General features: G+C 71.3%; 21 protein-coding genes. 15 read left to right on the top strand and 6 right to left on the bottom strand.

Features of this window, described 5'->3' with window-relative positions:
- Together rsmD and coaD are read left to right on the top strand one after the other, a co-directional pair.
- Window positions 1–567 carry a 16S rRNA (guanine(966)-N(2))-methyltransferase RsmD gene (gene rsmD / locus CLV43_RS16820; protein ID WP_106188091.1) on the top strand — a complete coding sequence of 189 codons (567 nt, stop codon included), beginning with the start codon at window positions 1–3 and terminating at the stop codon, window positions 565–567.
- Window positions 568–621: 54 nt separating this feature from the next.
- On the top strand, window positions 622–1,104 hold the full coding sequence (gene coaD / locus CLV43_RS16815) for a pantetheine-phosphate adenylyltransferase (protein ID WP_106188090.1): 483 nt from the start codon (window positions 622–624) through the stop codon (window positions 1,102–1,104).
- 400 nt (window positions 1,105–1,504) lie between these two features.
- Here coaD and CLV43_RS16810 read toward each other — a convergent pair whose 3' ends face one another.
- Window positions 1,505–1,897, bottom strand: a complete 393-nt coding sequence (locus CLV43_RS16810) for a GNAT family N-acetyltransferase (protein WP_425445759.1) — start codon at window positions 1,895–1,897, stop codon at window positions 1,505–1,507.
- Between the two features lie 240 nt (window positions 1,898–2,137).
- On the opposite strand from CLV43_RS16810, the gene CLV43_RS16805 reads away from it, so the two are divergent.
- The 6 genes from CLV43_RS16805 to mutM all read left to right on the top strand — a co-directional run bounded on the left by CLV43_RS16805 (window position 2,138) and on the right by mutM (window position 5,720).
- Complete coding sequence (locus CLV43_RS16805) at window positions 2,138–2,854, top strand: DivIVA domain-containing protein (protein WP_106188088.1); 717 nt, start codon at window positions 2,138–2,140, stop codon at window positions 2,852–2,854.
- A 99-nt stretch (window positions 2,855–2,953) separates the two neighbouring features.
- The gene (locus CLV43_RS16800) at window positions 2,954–3,541 is read left to right on the top strand and encodes a YceD family protein (protein WP_106188087.1); all 588 of its coding nucleotides are present in this window, start codon (window positions 2,954–2,956) and stop codon (window positions 3,539–3,541) included.
- A gap of 2 nt (window positions 3,542–3,543) precedes the next feature.
- Entirely contained in the window at window positions 3,544–3,726 is a 183-nt protein-coding gene (gene rpmF / locus CLV43_RS16795) for a 50S ribosomal protein L32 (RefSeq protein WP_106188086.1), read from the top strand.
- 27 nt (window positions 3,727–3,753) lie between these two features.
- Window positions 3,754–4,557: a ribonuclease III gene (gene rnc / locus CLV43_RS16790; protein ID WP_106188085.1), complete on the top strand. Its 804-nt coding sequence runs from the start codon at window positions 3,754–3,756 to the stop codon at window positions 4,555–4,557.
- A 5-nt stretch (window positions 4,558–4,562) separates the two neighbouring features.
- A complete protein-coding gene (locus CLV43_RS16785) occupies window positions 4,563–4,811 on the top strand; it encodes a hypothetical protein (protein ID WP_106188084.1) in 249 nt (82 codons plus the stop codon).
- A gap of 21 nt (window positions 4,812–4,832) precedes the next feature.
- Window positions 4,833–5,720, top strand: a complete 888-nt coding sequence (mutM, locus tag CLV43_RS16780; protein ID WP_106188083.1) for a bifunctional DNA-formamidopyrimidine glycosylase/DNA-(apurinic or apyrimidinic site) lyase — start codon at window positions 4,833–4,835, stop codon at window positions 5,718–5,720.
- Here the strand turns inward: mutM and CLV43_RS16775 are convergent.
- Window positions 5,713–6,786, bottom strand: a complete 1,074-nt coding sequence (locus CLV43_RS16775) for a hypothetical protein (protein ID WP_106188082.1) — start codon at window positions 6,784–6,786, stop codon at window positions 5,713–5,715. The two genes, mutM and CLV43_RS16775, sit on opposite strands and share 8 nt — an antisense overlap.
- On the bottom strand, window positions 6,783–8,006 hold the full coding sequence (locus CLV43_RS16770) for a hypothetical protein (protein WP_106188081.1): 1,224 nt from the start codon (window positions 8,004–8,006) through the stop codon (window positions 6,783–6,785). The genes CLV43_RS16775 and CLV43_RS16770 overlap by 4 nt, the downstream gene beginning before the upstream one ends.
- 241 nt (window positions 8,007–8,247) lie before the next feature.
- Here CLV43_RS16770 and CLV43_RS16765 point away from each other — a divergent pair, with 241 nt between their 5' ends.
- On the top strand, window positions 8,248–8,571 hold the full coding sequence (locus CLV43_RS16765; RefSeq protein WP_106188080.1) for a PadR family transcriptional regulator: 324 nt from the start codon (window positions 8,248–8,250) through the stop codon (window positions 8,569–8,571).
- Window positions 8,568–9,725, top strand: coding sequence for an HAAS signaling domain-containing protein (locus CLV43_RS47805; RefSeq protein ID WP_170155862.1), 1,158 nt, complete (start codon window positions 8,568–8,570; stop codon window positions 9,723–9,725). The genes CLV43_RS16765 and CLV43_RS47805 overlap by 4 nt, the downstream gene beginning before the upstream one ends.
- Before the next feature lie 45 nt (window positions 9,726–9,770).
- Here CLV43_RS47805 and CLV43_RS16755 read toward each other — a convergent pair whose 3' ends face one another.
- Window positions 9,771–10,208 carry a MarR family winged helix-turn-helix transcriptional regulator gene (locus tag CLV43_RS16755; protein WP_106188079.1) on the bottom strand — a complete coding sequence of 146 codons (438 nt, stop codon included), beginning with the start codon at window positions 10,206–10,208 and terminating at the stop codon, window positions 9,771–9,773.
- Window positions 10,209–10,527: 319 nt separating this feature from the next.
- On the opposite strand from CLV43_RS16755, the gene CLV43_RS16750 reads away from it, so the two are divergent.
- Both CLV43_RS16750 and CLV43_RS16745 read left to right on the top strand, forming a co-directional pair.
- Complete coding sequence (locus CLV43_RS16750) at window positions 10,528–13,044, top strand: DUF4118 domain-containing protein (protein ID WP_106188078.1); 2,517 nt, start codon at window positions 10,528–10,530, stop codon at window positions 13,042–13,044.
- Entirely contained in the window at window positions 13,041–13,724 is a 684-nt protein-coding gene (locus tag CLV43_RS16745) for a response regulator (protein WP_106188077.1), read from the top strand. Before CLV43_RS16750 ends, CLV43_RS16745 begins: the two co-directional genes overlap by 4 nt.
- A 19-nt stretch (window positions 13,725–13,743) precedes the next feature.
- On the opposite strand, the gene CLV43_RS16740 is transcribed toward CLV43_RS16745, so the two are convergent.
- A complete protein-coding gene (locus CLV43_RS16740) occupies window positions 13,744–14,235 on the bottom strand; it encodes a prolipoprotein diacylglyceryl transferase (protein ID WP_106188076.1) in 492 nt (163 codons plus the stop codon).
- A gap of 151 nt (window positions 14,236–14,386) precedes the next feature.
- Window positions 14,387–14,917: a hypothetical protein gene (locus tag CLV43_RS16735; protein ID WP_106188075.1), complete on the bottom strand. Its 531-nt coding sequence runs from the start codon at window positions 14,915–14,917 to the stop codon at window positions 14,387–14,389.
- A gap of 228 nt (window positions 14,918–15,145) precedes the next feature.
- Between CLV43_RS16735 and CLV43_RS16730 the strand changes: the two genes are divergently transcribed.
- From CLV43_RS16730 to CLV43_RS16720, 3 genes are read left to right on the top strand one after another with little or no spacing between them, the layout of a single operon-like run.
- Window positions 15,146–15,433, top strand: a complete 288-nt coding sequence (locus tag CLV43_RS16730; protein WP_106188074.1) for an acylphosphatase — start codon at window positions 15,146–15,148, stop codon at window positions 15,431–15,433.
- Window positions 15,434–15,466: 33 nt separating this feature from the next.
- The gene (locus CLV43_RS16725; RefSeq protein ID WP_106188073.1) at window positions 15,467–15,973 is read left to right on the top strand and encodes a sigma-70 family RNA polymerase sigma factor; all 507 of its coding nucleotides are present in this window, start codon (window positions 15,467–15,469) and stop codon (window positions 15,971–15,973) included.
- Window positions 15,970–16,662, top strand: a complete 693-nt coding sequence (locus CLV43_RS16720; RefSeq protein WP_106188072.1) for an anti-sigma factor family protein — start codon at window positions 15,970–15,972, stop codon at window positions 16,660–16,662. Before CLV43_RS16725 ends, CLV43_RS16720 begins: the two co-directional genes overlap by 4 nt.
- Window positions 16,663–16,694 lie beyond the last annotated feature (32 nt).

Genomic DNA, 16,694 nt, shown 5'->3' with positions numbered 1-16,694 from the left:
GTGACCAGGATCGTGGCCGGCGCGGCCGGTGGCCGCCGCCTGCAAGTACCGCCGAAGGTGACCCGCCCGACCTCGGACCGCGTCCGCGAGGCGATGTTCAGCGCCTTGGAGGTCCTCGTCGACCTCGACGGCCTGCGAGTCCTCGACCTCTACGCCGGCTCCGGCGCCCTCGGCTTCGAGGCCCTGTCCCGCGGCGCCGCCGAGGCCACGTTCGTCGAGTCCGACCGCCGCGCCGCCGACGTGCTCCGCACCAACGCCCGCGACCTGCGCCTCCCCGGCGTCACCGTGATCGCCCGCCCCGCCGAGACCGTCGTCGCCGTCACCGCCCCCACCCCGTTCGACCTGGTCTTCGCCGACCCCCCGTACGCCATCACCGACACCCAGCTCGGCAAGGTGCTGGACGGCCTCGTCCTCAACGGCTGGACCGCCCCCGGCACCGTCCTCATCGTCGAACGCGCTTCCCGCAGCCAACGCCCCCTCTGGCCCGCTCCGGTGGAATCCTTGCGCGACAAGCGTTACGGCGACACCACCCTCCACTGGGCAGAACACCCGTCCCCGGAGGGGTGATCAGCGACACGGACCCCTCTGGCCGCGTCCGATCGGGTGCTACCGTCCAAAACCATGACGCGTGCCGTGTGCCCCGGCTCCTACGACCCGGTCACCAACGGACACCTGGACATCATCGGCAGAGCGGCGAAGCTCTTCGACGAGGTCGTCGTCGCCGTGCTCATCAACAAGAACAAGAAGACCCTGTTCTCCGTTGAGGAACGCACCGACATGCTCGCCGAGGTCACCGCCCAGTGGCCCAACGTCCGCATCGACTCCTGGCACGGCCTGCTCGTCGACTACTGCCGCGAACACGACATCAAGGCCATCGTCAAAGGCCTGCGCGCCGTCAGCGACTACGACTACGAGCTGCAGATGGCCCAGATGAACCACCAGCTCAGCGGCGTCGACACCCTCTTCATGCCCACCAACCCGATCTACAGCTACCTGGCGAGCTCCCTGGTCAAGGACGTCGCCACCTACGGCGGCGACGTCTCCACCCTGCTCCCCCAAACCATCGAACGCCGCCTCATGCTCCGCCTAGCAGAACGCCGCTGACCAGCAGCAAAGCAAGCAGGCAAACAAGCAAACAAGCAAACAAGCCACCCCACCACCCCCTCCCCGTTGGGCGCAGCCCGCCAGCGCGCATCCGGCGCGGAGCGCCTGGGGCCTTGTCGGACGAAGTCCGATGCCTGGTCCGACGGCGCAGCCGAGGATGCAGTGTCGAGCGCAGCTCGATGCTGGCGAAGCCAGATCTACCCCTGCCCCCGATACACAGCGCCCTCCTGCCTTGCCCATGTTTGTCAAGATGGCTTTATCGTCTTGACAAACATGGGCAAGGCATTGAGACAATTGCGCGCACGGGGGCCGGGCTTCCCTCGCCGGGAACCCCGAAACGCTACGGGGGCCGGGCTTCGCGGGGGTGACCCACAACGCACCCGAACCCGCCCCCCACCCCTCACAACGCCAACTTCATCCCCACATGCGAAGCCGAAAACCCCAACCGCTCGTAAAACCGATGCGCATCCACCCGCGACGCATCGGTAGTCAGCTGCACCACCCCGCACCCCCTCCTCCGCGCCTCCTCCAACGCCCACCCCACCAACGCCTCCCCGATCCGCCTCCCCCGTAGATCCCCCCGAACCCGCACCGCCTCGATGGTCCCCCTCACCATCCCCACCCGCGACAACCCCGGCGTGCACGTCAACTGCAACGTCCCCACCACCTCGCCATCCAGAACCGCCACCGCCAACACCTGCCGCGGATCCCTCTCGACCTCCTCGAACGCCGCCACGTACCCCGGATCCCCAGGCCTCTCCCTCCCCGCCCCCAACGGGTCATCCGCCAACATCTCCACGATCGCCGGCACGTCCCCCACCCGAGCCACCCTGATCCCGACCTCCACACCCATCCCCTCCCGACACGAACCCGACACGAACCCAACGTGGACCCCGACACGAACCCACCACCCGCATCCCAACCCACCCGACATCCACCGGCAAAACCGGACACGCCCTGCCGATCTCCCCACCCCCACCCGACCGGCAGGGCAGACTGGTCCAGTACTGGCCTGTGTTGCGAGGAGAGTGACGTGTACCGGGTGTTCGAGGCCCTCGACGAACTGGTCACGATCGTCGAGGAAGCGCGTGGGGTACCGATGACCTCCGGGTGCGTCGTGCCGCGTGGCGACGTCCTCGAACTTCTTGACGACGTTCGTGACGCCATCCCCGCCGAGCTGGACGACGCGCAGGACGTGCTCGACCACAAGGACGAGCTGGTCGGCAAGGCCGCTCACGAGGCGGAGACCGGTGTCAGCAAGGCCAGGTCCGAGGCCGAGCGGATGGTCGCGGAGGCGCACGCCGAGGCGGAGCGGATGCTCGCCGAGGCCCGTGCCCGCGCCGAGCGCATGGTCGACGAGGCCGAGAACCAGGCGGAGCGCACGGTCGCCGCGGGCCGCCAGGAGTACGAGGACCTGGTGGGTCGGGCGCACTCCGAGGCCGACCGGATGGTGCAGGCGGGGCGGGCGAGCTACGAGCGCGCCGTCGAGGAGGGCCGGGCGGAGCAGGTGCGCCTGGTCGACCAGACGGAGGTCGTGGCCGCGGCGCACGCGGAGTCCGCGCGCGTGCTCGACGCGGCCCAGTCCGAGGCCATCAGGCTGCGCAGCGAGTGCGACGCGTACGTGGACGGCAAGCTCGCCGACTTCGAGGACCTGCTGGCGCACACCCTGCGCAGCGTCGGGAAGGGCCGTTCGCACCTGCGGGGCCCGGCCGTCGCGAGCGTGTCCGCGCCGTTCGACTACCACGACTGAGACGACGGACTCACCTGGCGATTTCGCCGACGGACCACTTGTCGCGTACCCTGGAGCGGCTGGCCGTGGTAGGTCCACCGACAGCGAAACCAACACATCATGTCTGAGCATCGTCACGCCTCCGCGCGTCCCACAGCAACCGGGCCCTGGATCATCGACACCAGGGACATCGGTCGTAGAGCGGGCACCAGCCGCAGTTACCAGCGGTCAGTGCCCGCTGCAGGCCTCGGCCTGCTCGACGTGATCGCGGTGCCGGAAGGCGGGACGGTCGAGCTCGACCTGTTGGCGGAGTCGGTCGTGGAGGGCGTGCTGATCTCGGGCACCGCGTCCGCGGACGTGGCCGGGGAGTGCTCGCGCTGCCTCGACCCGATCTCCGACCACGTCGAGATCAAGCTGATGGAGTTGTTCGCGTACCCGGACAGCGCCACGGATGAGACCACTGATGAGGACGAGGTCAGCCGGATCTCGGACGATCTGATCGACCTCGAACCTGTGGTGCGGGATGCCGTCGTGCTCGCGCTGCCGCAGGTGCCGCTGTGTTCGCCGGACTGCCTTGGGCTGTGCGTCGAGTGCGGGGGCAAGCTGGCGGAGCTTGGGCCCGACCACGGGCATGAGACGATGGATCCCCGTTGGGCCGCGTTGCAAGAGCGGTTCGGCGGGAATCGTGATAACTCGGAGGAGAACTAGTCGTGGCCGTCCCGAAGCGGAAGATGTCGCGCTCGAACACGCGCTCGCGCCGCGCCCAGTGGAAGACCAGTGCCGTGCACTTGGTGGCGTGCTCGAACAAGGCGTGCCGCGCCCCCAAGCCCCAGCACATCGCCTGCCCGACCTGCGGCCAGTACGACGGCCGCCAGGTTGTTCAGCCGGCCTGAGTCTCCTGGCGAAGGTAGCGGCGAACCGTGGGGGGTAGGTCGTCGCGTGATCGGTCCGCCGATCGCGCCCCGTTGCTCGAAGCGCTCGGCGTCCAACTGGACGCCGAGCTCCTCGTGCTCTCCTTGACACATCGTTCCTATGCCTACGAGAACGGCGGCTTGCCGCCGAACGAACGGCTCGAGTTCCTGGGCGACGCAGTCCTGGGGCTCATCGTCACCGATCACCTCTACAACACCCACCCCGATCTGCCCGAGGGGCAGCTCGCCAAGCTCCGCGCCAGCGTGGTCAACATGCACGCACTGGCGGGCGTCGCCCGAACGCTGGGCGAGGACGGACTGGGCGGCTACCTGCTCCTCGGTCGCGGGGAAGAGCTGACCGGCGGCAGGGACAAGGCGAGCATCCTCGCCGACGGCCTCGAAGCCGTCATCGGCGCGGTGTACCTGGAATACGGTATCGATACCGCGCGCAAACTTGTGCACAGGCTGTTCGACCCGTTGCTGGCAGAGGCGCCGTTGCGCGGCGCAGGCCTCGACTGGAAGACCAGCCTTCAGGAACTCACCGCCTCAGCAGGCCTTGGAGTGCCCGAGTACCGGGTGGACGACCAGGGTCCGGATCACCGCAAGGAGTTCACCGCGACCGTGGTCGTGGCGAGCAACTCCTACGGCTCAGGCGATGGTCGCACCAAGAAGGAAGCCGAGCAGAAGGCGGCCGCGGCCGCCTATCGCGTGTTGTCGGAACGGGCTGGCGCTGATCGAGAAGCGGGCGCGGCCGAGAACGGGCATGCTGGTAACTCGGCTTCATCCGAGACCTCACCCACCGAGGAAGACTGACGCCGATGTACGCCACCAACGTCCGCACCAACCGACGCGCACGTTCCGCCAACCGCCCCTCGCGCCCGCTGAGCGCTGTGCGCAGCGGGGGCATCCAGGGGCTGGTGCTCGTCCGCGACACCGCCCAGGCAGGCGGGTGGATGCTCAAGCCCACCAAGCCGCAGGCCGCCGCGTACGAGGACCTGGAAGCCCTGGAGGAGCTCGAGGCCGCCCGTGCGGCTGAAGCCTCCGAGGACGCCCAGGTCGACGCCTGAGCCCAGTTCGAACCCCGAGTCGTGCCCGAACTCCCTGAAGTAGAGGTCGTTCGCCGCGGCCTGGACGCCCACGTCGCCGGCCGGGTCATCTCGGCCGTCGACGTGCTGCACCCGAGAGCGATCCGCCGCCACCTACCCGGTGCGGCGGATTTTTCCGCACGCCTCGCCGGGCAGCGCATGGTCGCCGCCCGCAGGCGCGGCAAGTACCTGTGGGTCGACCTCGACGGCCCCGGCACCGGTGACGGCGAAGCCATGCTGGCCCACCTGGGCATGAGCGGCCAGATGCTGGTCCAGCAGCCCGGCAGCCCGGACGAGAAGCACCTCCGCGTCCGCATCTCCTTCGCCGACGACGGCCCCGAGCTCCGCTTCGTGGACCAGCGCACCTTCGGCGGCCTCGCCCTCTCCGACATCGTCGAGGTCGACGGCACCCGCCTCCCCGAACCCGTCGCGCACATCGCCCGCGACCCCATGGACCCCGCCTTCGACGCTGCGGCCGCCGTGCGCGCGCTGCGCGCCAAGCGCACCGAGGTCAAACGCGCACTCCTCGACCAGACCCTGGTCTCCGGCGTCGGCAACATCTACGCCGACGAGTCGCTGTGGCGCACCCGCCTGCACGGCCTGCGCCCCACCGACAAGCTCACCAAGGCGCAGGCGGCCGAGCTCCTCGTGCACGCCACCGAGGTCATGAACGAGGCACTGGGCCAGGGCGGCACCTCGTTCGACGCCCTGTACGTCAACGTGAACGGCCAGTCCGGCTACTTCGACCGCTCCCTCGCCGTCTACGGCCAGGAGGGCGAGCCGTGCCGGCGCTGCGGCGCGGTGATCGTGCGGGAGCCGTTCATGAACCGCTCCTCCTTCTCCTGCCCGGTCTGCCAGCCGAAGCCCCGCCCCGCGCGCCGGGTCACCTGAAGGCCACACCCGCCAGGCACATCCCCGAACCGTCCTCACGTCCCTGCGGCCAGCGCAGCCCGACGCTGCGCACGGACGCCAGGTCGAGGTTCGGCATCCCCGTCAGGTCCACGGTCGCCGTCTGCTTCCCGGCGAACGCGGCCAGCGGGAGGGCTTTCACCCCTTCGTGGCCCTTCGTGTCGGCGACCACCAGCTCCAGCGCGTCCACACCGCCCTCGGTCCGCACGGACAGCTCCGCGCGGGGCCGACCGGTCAGGTCGACGTGCCCGTCGGCGGCGCCCGACCAGTCCAGCCGCACGCTCCCCGCGGACTTCGCCCAGACCACCCGCAACCCCGTGCCGCGGTCGGTCGCGCAGTCCGCGCCCGGCCCCACGACGGCGTTCGGGGCGTCGATCACCACCGCGGCGGCGGTGACCAGCTCGGTGGGGGAGACCAGGCACGACGCTGTGGGCTTGGCGCACTCGGTGGACGTGGGCGCGGAAGCGGTCCGGGTGACCGTGACGACGGCCTGCTGGGGAGCGTCCCCGGTCATCCGCACCACGCCGAAGGCGCCCGCGCCGACCACACCGAGCGCCACGAGCCCGCCGAGCAGCCGCCGGGACGTCCGACCGGCCGGAGGCGCGGACCCGCCGCGCTCCGCGCCGGGACCGATCCGGAACCCGGTCGAGCCCTCGACCTCGTGGTCGTCCTCCCCGTCCCAGAACCGCCGGAACGCCGCCGCCGCCACCTCGTGCCCGCGCGCCAGGTCCGCCGCGGCCACCAGCTGGGCGTCCCCCCGGACCACGAGCCCCTCGGTGAGCCGGATCGCCCGTCCGCTGCCGTCGCGCAGCGGACCGGTCCCGTCGACGCCGTAGTCGGCGCGGTCGCCCACGAACACGCGGGACACGACCAGCAGACCGCCCTCCACGAGGTCCACGACCACCTCGCCCTCGGGCGTGTCCGGGCCGCGCGAGATCCGCGTCAACGAGGACGCGGTGCCCTGCTTGAGCATGAAGTCGGGTGCCACGACGACCCGGTGCCCGGCGGTGCGGGCCCGGCCGACCAGGAACGGCCACGCGGTCGTCACACCGTGCTCCTGCGGTACTGCGTCAGCTCGATCGACGCGCCGTTGGCCGTCAGCCGGTCGAGGAAGCTGAGCACCCGCAGCACGCTGCGCTGCTGGGGGCGCCGCACCCGGTCCTCGACCTCCTGCGGGCGGTCGGCGACCGCGGCCAGGCCCGCGAGGCCGTTGCGCTTGAGCACGAACTCGACGGCGCCGAACGACAGCAGCGGCACCTGAACGCTGATCATGCCCAGCAGGGCGCCCACCGCGACGAAGAAGTGCGAGAACTCCCGCACCCGCCGCCTGCGGTTCGCGCGCCCCTCGGACGCGCGGCTGGTGTTGCCGGTCATCACGTCCCGCAGCGCGAACGCGAGCGGGGTGGCGACGTTGTAGGGGTCCCAGTGCAGGTCGGGCTTGCCGCTCTTGCACACCACGCCCTCCGCGTCCCGGAACAGGTAGCCGTTCATCCCGAACGAGCTCACCGGGATCACCCGCAGCACCCCGTGCCGCCGGTGGCCGCGGAACTGGCGGAACGGCGGGAACAGGTCGAGGCGCGCCACGACGTCGGCCAGGCTGAACCGGGGGTGCACGACGTCCCACTTGGTGATGATCAGGTGCGCGGCCTTCTGCGGTGCCCTGGCCAGCAGCAGGATCAGGTCCCCCAGCTCGGTGAAGAAGTCCTCGTCCGCCTGGCCCTCCATCATCCGCACCACGCGCTGGCCGTCCAGGATGCCCATCAGCACGTCGCTGCGCGCGGCGGCGGCCATCACCTCCGGCGCGGGCTCGGTCGTGCCCGGTCGGACCAGCGGTCCCGCGTGCTCGCCCGCGTAGTCGAGGTAGCTCACCCCGCACGGCCGCACGTGCCCGCCGCCGTCGTCGGTGACCAGGAACGTGAACTCGTAGTTCGTCGTGTCGTCGAGCAGGGTCCCGGCGGGCACCTCCTCGTCGCGGTGCTCCATCGCCCTGGTCAGCGCGAGCAGCTGGCCGGTCGTCGCCCGGTCGGTCTCCACGAGCACGCCGTCCGGCCCGCCGTAGGCGAGCCTGCGGAACATGCTGGCCAGCAGCGCGGTCTTCCCCGACTCGGGCAGGCCGACGACCATGACCTTGACCGACCGGTCGCGCAGGGCCTTCCTGCGCCGGGCGCGGCGGCGCGCGACCAGACCGGACAGCAGCGCGACGACGGCGGAGCCGCCTGCGACCAGCCAGCCGACCAGATCGTCGTCCAGCTCGGACAACACTTCCATGGGTGGAGACCTCCGTGCGAGGCGTACTTGGCCCCTTGATCGCCGACCTCGCGCCGGGCGTTACGACCTGTCCCGCGCGGTCCGGTGGGGGCGTGCGGAGGTGGAAGTCCTTGCACCGCAAGCGATGCCCGCGCGCTGCTCGGCCGCGGCCGTCGCCACCGCGTACCCGAAGGGTGCTGCGCCGTGGACACTACTGCGCATTCCGTAGTACTGTTCACGGCACATCACCGGGGAGAACCGCATGGACACAAGCCAGTTGTTGAAGGGGGTGCTGGACCTCGCCGTCCTCGCGGTGCTCCGCACGGAGGACGGGTACGGCTACGACGTGCTGCGCAGACTTCGCGCGGGAGGTCTGGACGAGGTGGGGGACGCCTCCGTCTACGGCACTCTGCGCAGGCTCTACAACGCCGGTCTGCTGACCTCGTACGTCGTCCCGAGCGAAGAGGGCCCGCACCGGAAGTACTACAGCCTCAACGAGCCGGGACGGCAACGCCTGGCCGAGTCGGGAAGGACATGGCGGTCGTTCGCGCACACGCTCGACGACCTGCTGGGGGTGGTGGCATGAGCAGCACGCACACTCGCGCCGAGGTCCAGGACTACCTGGACAGGATGCGCGCGGCGCTCGCCGACCTGCCGGACGTCGAGATCTCCGAGATCATGGACGACGCCGGCGCGCACGTGGTCGAGGTCGCCGACGAGCTGGGCGAGGACTTCTCCGCCGAGGCGCTGACGACGAGGCTGGGCACGCCCGAGGCGTACGCCCACGAGCTGCGCGTCGCGGCCGGCTACCCTCCCGCCGCCTCCGTCGCCGCCGTGGCGGTCCCGGAGAAACCGGTGTTCGCCGCGCGGTTCGCGTTCTGGGCGCTGGTCGCGGGCACGGCCGCCGCGTTCGGCATGGGCATCGGCGGGCGCGACGGGTTCCCGTTGGCGCTGCTGGTCGCGGTGTTCGTGGTGTGGGCGATCATCCTGCTCAACCGCAAGGCCGAGCTGATCGGCCAGGTCGGCGACCTGCCGGAGACGGCCGCGGTGCGCTCGGCGCTGGAGCAGGCCGAGCAGGGGCAGGCCGCCAAGGCGATCGCGTACCTGAAGTCGTTGCAGCCCGCCTGGTGGCTGGCGCGCGCCGTGCTGATCGCGATCTCCGGCCTGGTGCTCGACGGCATGTCGCCGGTCTTCCTGATCGGCCTCGCGCTCGCGGGCCTCGCGCTGGTGTCGGGCCCCAAGGCGAAGGAGGACCGCCGCTGGCTGTGGGTCAGCCTGCCCGCGGGCGCGTTCGCCGCCGGGGTGCTGCTCTACATCCTCGGCTCCGTCATCCCCAACGGCGGGTACAGCCGCTCCAGCCAGGACTACATCCCCTCCCGGCCGTCGCTGCCGAACAACATCTACGTGTTCGACCAGCAGGGCAGGCCGCTGACCGACGTCTACCTCTACGACGAGGACGGCCAGCCCATCGTGACGACGTTCTACGGCTGCGGCAGGCCCGGCCCGGACTACCGGGACCGCGACGACAACCGGTACCCGCGGCCGCGGGTGGACTACAGCGACAACGGCAGGTGCGAGGAGATCACCGGTGTGCCGTTCGCGGTCGCCGTCCCGGCCCGGCCCTCGTCGCCCTCCGCGTCGCCGTCCGGTTCGGCCTCCGCCTCGGTGGACCCCTCCGGCTCGGTCGCGCCACCCCCGAGCGGGTCCTCGGCGCCGCCGACGGTGCCCACCTCGAAGTGACCACGGGTGAGCGGGACCGGTCGGGGGTCCCGCTCACCCGCTCCATCACTGCTGCGCGGGCTCACCGAGCCTGCGCAGCAGTGGCGTCGCGGCGAGCAGCAGCTCCTGCTCGGAGGGCGTCAGCTGGGCGAGCCGGTCGGACAGCAGCTCGGCCTCGCCGTGGGCCATCGAGATGATCGTCTCCCGGCCGGACCCGGTCAGCTCCACGATCGTGGCGCGGCCGTCGGCCGGGTCGGGCTCCCGGTGCACGAACCCGGCCGCCTCCAGGCCGGTCACGACGGTCGTCGCGGTGGGCTGCGAGCACAGCGCCCGCACCGCGATCTCGCCGATGCGCATCGGGCCGTGCATCGCCAGCTCCGACAGCACGAGCATCTGGGTCGGCTGCAGCCGCCGCACGGATGCCGTCTGGCGGAGACTCCTCACCAACCTGTGCACCGCCACGACGAGTTGCAGTGCTTCCTGGTTGGTCACACTGGTGGTCATAACGGTCCTCCGCGTGCTCACTCTGAGGTGAGCGATTGTCCGAATTCGGACAGGACATTCGCACTTTCGCACCACTCGTGTCCAGCTTGATCGACGAATAGTGTCCTCTTGCGCGACCGCACCACACCTTTGTCGTAACGCTGCAGGTCCGGGTCCCGAGAGCTACCGCCATCAGGATGAGGCCGCCCTGACCGTCAAAATCGTGTCAATTCCGCCGCCGACGTCGTCAAGACACCGTCAACGATCCCCGATCGGGTGATTCTCCGGGGCACTGTGTGTCCATGCGGAACCACGTTCACCAGCGTGCACACTGACCGGCGTGGACGATCGACGCAGACGCGGCGAGCTGCGCATCTACCTCGGGGCCGCGCCGGGTGTCGGGAAGACGTTCGCCATGCTCGGCGAGGCGCACCGGCGGCGCGAACGCGGCACCGACGTGGTGGTCGGGCTCGTCGAGACGCACGGCCGGGAGAAGACCGCCGAGCTCGTCGCGGGCCTGGACGTGCTGCCGCGCAAGGAGTTCCGGCACCGCGGGCTCGACGTCGAGGAGATGGACGTCGACGCGCTGCTCGCCAGGAACCCCGAGGTCGCGGTGGTCGACGAGCTCGCGCACACCAACGCCCCCGGCTCGCGCAACGCCAAGCGCTGGGAGGACGTCGAGGAGCTGCTGGAGGCGGGCGTCGACGTGCTGTCCACGGTGAACGTGCAGCACCTGGAGAGCCTCAACGACGTCGTGCAGCGCATCACCGGCGTGCCGCAGCGCGAGACCGTGCCCGACGAGGTCGTGCGCCGCGCCGAGCAGATCGAGCTCGTCGACCTCACCCCGGAGGCCCTGCGGCGCAGGCTCGCGCACGGCAACGTGTACCCGGCGAGCAAGATCGACGCCGCGCTGGGCAACTACTTCCGCCCCGGCAACCTGACCGCGCTGCGCGAGATCGCCCTGCTCTGGGTCGCCGACCAGGTCGACGTGGCGCTGCGCCGGTACCGGGCCGAGCAGAGCATCACCGACACCTGGGAGACCCGCGAACGGGTCGTCGTCGCGATCACCGGCGGCAAGGAGAGCGAGACCCTGATCCGGCGCGCGCGCCGCGTCGCGACCCGTGCCGGCGCCGAGCTCCAGGTGCTGCACATCCTGCGCGGCGACGGGCTCGCGGGCGCCGCGCCCGCCGCCGTCGCCCGCTACCGCGGGCTCGCCAAGGACGTCGGGGCCACGTTCCACACCGTCGTCGGCGACGACGTGCCGAGCGCGCTGCTGGAGTTCGCCCGCGGCACCAACGCGACCCAGCTGGTGATCGGCACCTCGCGGCGGACCCGGCTGGCGCGGCTGTTCTCCGAGGGCATCGGCGCGACCGTGCTCCAGGAGTCCGGGCCGATCGACGTGCACATGGTCACCCACGACCAGTCCGGCTCCCGCTGGCGCGCGGCCGTCGCGCGCAGCCCGCTGCGGACCTCGCGGCGCCTGGCCGGGTGGGCGTTGGCGGTGCTGGCGCCGATCCTCGCCACGGCCATCGGCGTGTGGCTGCGCGACGACCTGATCCAGTCGACCAACGTCGTGGACTACTTCCTCGCCACCGTCCTCGTCGCACTCGTCGGCGGGCTCGGCCCCGCGGTGTTCGCCGCCGTGTTCTCCGCGCTGCTGCTGAACTTCTACTTCACGCCGCCGCTGTTCACCTTCACCGTGGACACCCAGCAGAACGTGGTCACGCTGGTCGCGATGGTCGTGGTCGGCGTGACCGTGGCGCTGGTGGTGGACCGGGCCGCCCGCCGCGCCGAGCAGGCCGCCCGCGCCCGCACCGAGGCCACGCTGCTCGCCTCCTACGCCCGGACCGTCCTCACCAACCCGTACCCGCTGGTGCGGCTGCTGGAGAAGGTCCGGGAGAACTTCGGGCTCGCGTCCGTGGTGCTGCTGGAGCGGACCGACGGCGACTGGGCGCGGGTGGAGAGCGTCGGCGTGGTGGCCGACTGCGAGCCCGACGTCGACATCCCGGTGACCCCGGACGTCCGGCTGGTGCTGCGCGGCAGGCCGCTGCCCGCGTCCGACCGCCGGGTGCTGGAGGCCGCCGCCGGACAGGCGCTGCTCGCCCTGCGGCAGCAGCGGATGGCCGACCAGGCTCGTGACGCCCAGCGCCGGGCCGAGGGCACCGAGCTGCGCACCGCGCTGCTGTCCGCCGTCGGGCACGACCTGAGGACCCCGTTGACGTCCATCAAGGCCGCCATCGGCAGCCTGCGCGACCCGGAGCTGCGGCTGTCCGACGAGGACGTGGCCGAGCTGAACGAGACCGTCGAGGTGTCGGCCGACCGGCTCACCGGCCTGATCGACAACCTGCTCGACTCCTCGCGGCTCGCGACCGGCGCGGTGCGGCCGCTGTTCCGCGCGGTGGGGCTGGACGAGGTGGTCGCGCGGGCGCTGTCCGGTGTGGACGACGTGCGGCGCGTCGAGGTCGACGTGGACGAGCAGCTGGTGCCCGTGCGCGCCGACGTCGGCCTGCTGGAGCGGGTCGTCGCGAACGTCGTGGACAACGCCCTGCGCTACGGCGGTGGGGGCCAGGTCGCCATCCGCGCCAGCGAGCACGCCGAACGCGTCGAGCTGCGCGTCGTCGACCACGGCCGCGGCCTCCCCAGGGGCACCGCGGACGAGGTGTTCGCCCCCTTCCAGCGCCTGGGCGACCGCGCCGCCTCACCCGGTGTCGGGCTCGGGCTCAGCGTGGCGAAGGGGTTCACCGAGGCGATGAACGGCACCATCAGGGCCGAGGACACACCCGGCGGCGGGCTCACCATGGTGATCGCGCTCCCCGCCTTCGACACGGCCGACTCCGACGGGGAGGTGCCCGCGTGACCAGGGTCCTGGTGGTCGACGACGAGCCGCAGATCGTGCGCGCCCTGCGCATCAACCTCACCGCGCGCGGCTACCAGGTGCTGACCGCCCACGACGGCGCCTCCGCGCTCACCGCGGCCGCCGACGGCAAACCCGACGTCGTCGTGCTCGACCTCGGCCTGCCGGACCTCGACGGCACCGACGTGATCGCGGGCCTGCGCGGCTGGACCTCGGTCCCGATCATCGTCCTGTCCGCCAGGACCGACTCCTCGGACAAGGTCTCCGCCCTGGACGCGGGCGCCGACGACTACGTCACCAAGCCGTTCGGCATGGACGAGCTCCTGGCCCGCCTGCGCGCCGCCGTCCGCCGCTCGGCGACCTCGCCGACCGCGGGCGAGGACGCCGTCGTGGAGACGGCGTCGTTCACCGTCGACCTGGCCGCCAAGAAGGTCCACCGCGACGGCGCCGAGGTCCACCTGACCCCCACCGAGTGGGGCCTGCTGGAGATGCTGGCCCGCAACCGCGGCAGGCTGGTCGGCCAGAAGCAGCTGCTCCAGGAGGTCTGGGGCCCCGCGTACGCCAAGGAGAGCCACTACCTGCGCGTCTACCTGGCCCAGCTCCGCCGCAAGCTCGAACCCGAGCCCTCGCACCCCCGGCACCTGCTGACCGAGCCGGGCATGGGGTACCGGTTCGAGCTCTAGTGCGGGTATCGAAGTCGGCTCAGGGCTTCGACGGGTCCGCGGACGGTTCCGGGGCGGTCGTGGTGGTCTCCACCGGCGCGGAGGTCGACGACGGCGTGCTCGGCTGGGTCCGCGAGGTCGGCGGGTTGCTCGGCGGGCGCTTGGTCGTCTGCTGCTCGCTGGTCGTCTGCTCGGTGGGCGTCAGCGCCACCTCCGGCGCCTGCTCGCCCGATCCGGGAGCCGAGGCGTTGTGCACGCGCTCCTGTTCGCCCTTCGGCTTCCCGGACACCGTGATCACCACGGTGGCGGTGCTGCCGTCGGGCGCGACGCTGATGGACGTGCTGGTCTCGACGGTGGTCTCCTCGACCTCCGCCTGCGCTTTCGGAGGACCCGCCTCGGGCTTGCCGCCGCTGGTGGCCAGCATGGACGCGAGGGTGGCGCAGACGGTCGCCACGAGGACGCCGCCCGCCGCCAGCAGCACCACCGAGGAGACCTTCTTCTCCGGTGACTCCGACTGTTCTTGCTCGAACACACCATCTCCCTGTGGGAAACCCGGTTGGATGGTTCCGTGCTCGACTTATCGGCGGAAAGCGCTGATCACCGCACCGTTCGGGTCGGCTCCTACACCTTCGTGTGACACTCCGCTACTTGACCGTCACCGATTCCGCGTGACGTCGTTCGGGTCAGTTCGACGTGCCGCCCTCGCTGGGCGGTGTCGTGGGGTCGGTCACGGTCGGCGGCGTCGTCGGGTCGGTGGGCGGGTTGCTGGGGCTGGTCGGCTTGGTGGTCGGGTCCTCGGTGCGCGGGGTCGTGGTGGTGCGGGGCGGCTGCGGCTGCTCGGTGGTGGTGTCCTCGACCGTGGTGGTGGTCGTGGTGCCGTCCGCCCTGGTGACCGTGGTGACCTTGGTCTTGACCGGGGTCGTCGTGCCGGGGGCGTCCTCGGTGGGCTGCGAGGACTCCGACGTCGAGGTCGGGGCCGCGGAGCTGGACTTCGTCCGGGACGGCGGCGAGTTGCTCAGCGTGCTCCGGGACACGACGTCGTCGCGCAGGATGGGCTTCGCCGGGGTCGCCTCGTCGTCGGGGCTCCCGGTCAGCGCCGCGACGGCGGCGAAGAGGGTCGCGACCACGACCCCCGCCGCGGCCAGCACGACCTTCGGGGCCACGCGTACCCGTGCGCTGTCGGGTTCCGGCGTCTCGTACAGCCCGTCGCTCACACCATCTCCTGAGATCGTCGTCCAGAGGGGGAAGTGCCCGTGGTGGTGAACGAGCGGCGGCGCGCCGCGTCACGGTGGCCGAGCGGGTTCGTCCAAGATCGGACAAGGCGGCTCGGGGGTGTGGCGCTCCCGGTTGACAGGTCACTCCGGCGGGCGCTCACGGTCGCGCACCGTACCACTATCGGGTGAATTACAGGCGTGTGGTGAACCGTTTGGCAGGATGGTGCCGTGTCGACAGCAGAGCCCCACGTCCGGTTGACCGCATGGGTGCGCGGAGAGGTCCAAGGGGTCGGGTTCCGGTGGTGGACCCGTGCCCGCGCGCTGGAGCTGGGACTGGTGGGAAGCGCCTCGAACCTCCGCGACGGCCGGGTCGAGGTGAACGCCGAGGGACCGAGGACCACGTGCAGGCAGCTGTTGGTCGCGCTGCGTTCAGGAGATTCACCCGGACGGGTGGACGCTGTGGTAGAACGTTGGTCCGATCCGAGGGGAAACCTGGTGGGTTTCGTAGAGCGTTGAACGAGTTCTGCCCCGACGGCGTAGTAAGTCGTTGTGGAGCCCGGTGAAGATGTGGTCAGGCAGTTGTACGGTCGCTGGCGCGGACCGCTGCACGGCTATGTCCTCCGAATGGTCGGCGGCGACTACCAGCACGCCGAGGACATCGTCCAGGAGACGCTGTTCCGGGCCTGGCGCCACTCCGACGAGCTGAGCCCCGAGCAGGCGGGTCCGTGGCTGTACACGGTCGCGCGCAACCTCGTGGTGTCCGGCTACCGGCGCAGGGTGGCGCGGGCCACCGAGATCCCGATCGAGCCCGACGACCTTCCACCCGTGGCCGACGAGGTGGATCACGTGTTGCAGAGCTGGCAGGTGGCCGAGGCCCTCCGCGCGCTGAGCGCCGACCACCGCAGCGTCGTGATCGAGCTCTACTACCGCCGCCGCACCGTGACCGAGGCGGCCAAGTCGCTCGGCATCCCCGCGGGCACCGTGAAGTCCCGCAGCTTCTACGCCCTGCGCGCCCTCCGCGACGCCCTCGCCGAGAGAGGGGTGACCGAGTCGTGAGCTGCTTCCAGATCACGTCGCTGGGCGCCTACCTGCTCGGTGCGCTGGACCCGGCGGAGCGGTCGGTGTTCGAGCGCCACCTCAACACGTGCCACGTGTGCCGCGAGGAGCTGATCCGGCTCGCCCCGCTGCCCGGCCTGCTCGGCCAGGTGAACCTCGCCGACCTCGAGCTGCCGTTCGACGACCCGGACCCCTACGACAACCAGCCGCTGCCCCCGATCACCGCGCTGCGGCCGGTCCCCGACCCGGAGCCGAGGAAGTCCCGCCGCACGTTGCTGCTGGTGGGCGCCGGTGTGCTGGTGGCGCTGCTGGTCGCGGCGGGCCTGTTCATCCCGCGGATGGTCGAGGGCGACCCGGTCCGGGTGGCCGACCCGTCCACGTCCGCGCCCCCGCCGCCGACCTGGTCGGCGATGGACGGCAAGACCGGCGTCGGCGCGTCGGTGGCGATGGTGAGCCACGGCTGGGGCACCGAGGTGCGGCTGCGGCTCAAGGACGTGAAGCCCGGCCTGCGCTGCATGGTCGTGCTCTACGCCAAGAGCGGCACGCGGGAGGTGGGCGGCTGGTGGGGCACCAGCGACACGGACGGCGAGGTCATCCCCGGTTCGTCGTCGTTCGCGGTGGACGGCATCGACCACATGGAGGTCGTGGCCGACCAGCAGGTCCTGGTCACCCTCAGACCGCCCGGCTGATCATCGATCCGCTGGTCAGGGGCCACGCCTCC

The sequence above is a fragment of the Umezawaea tangerina genome (assembly GCF_003002815.1).
GTDB lineage: Bacteria > Actinomycetota > Actinomycetes > Mycobacteriales > Pseudonocardiaceae > Umezawaea > Umezawaea tangerina.
This window is presented reverse-complemented; position numbering and strand designations above follow the sequence as displayed.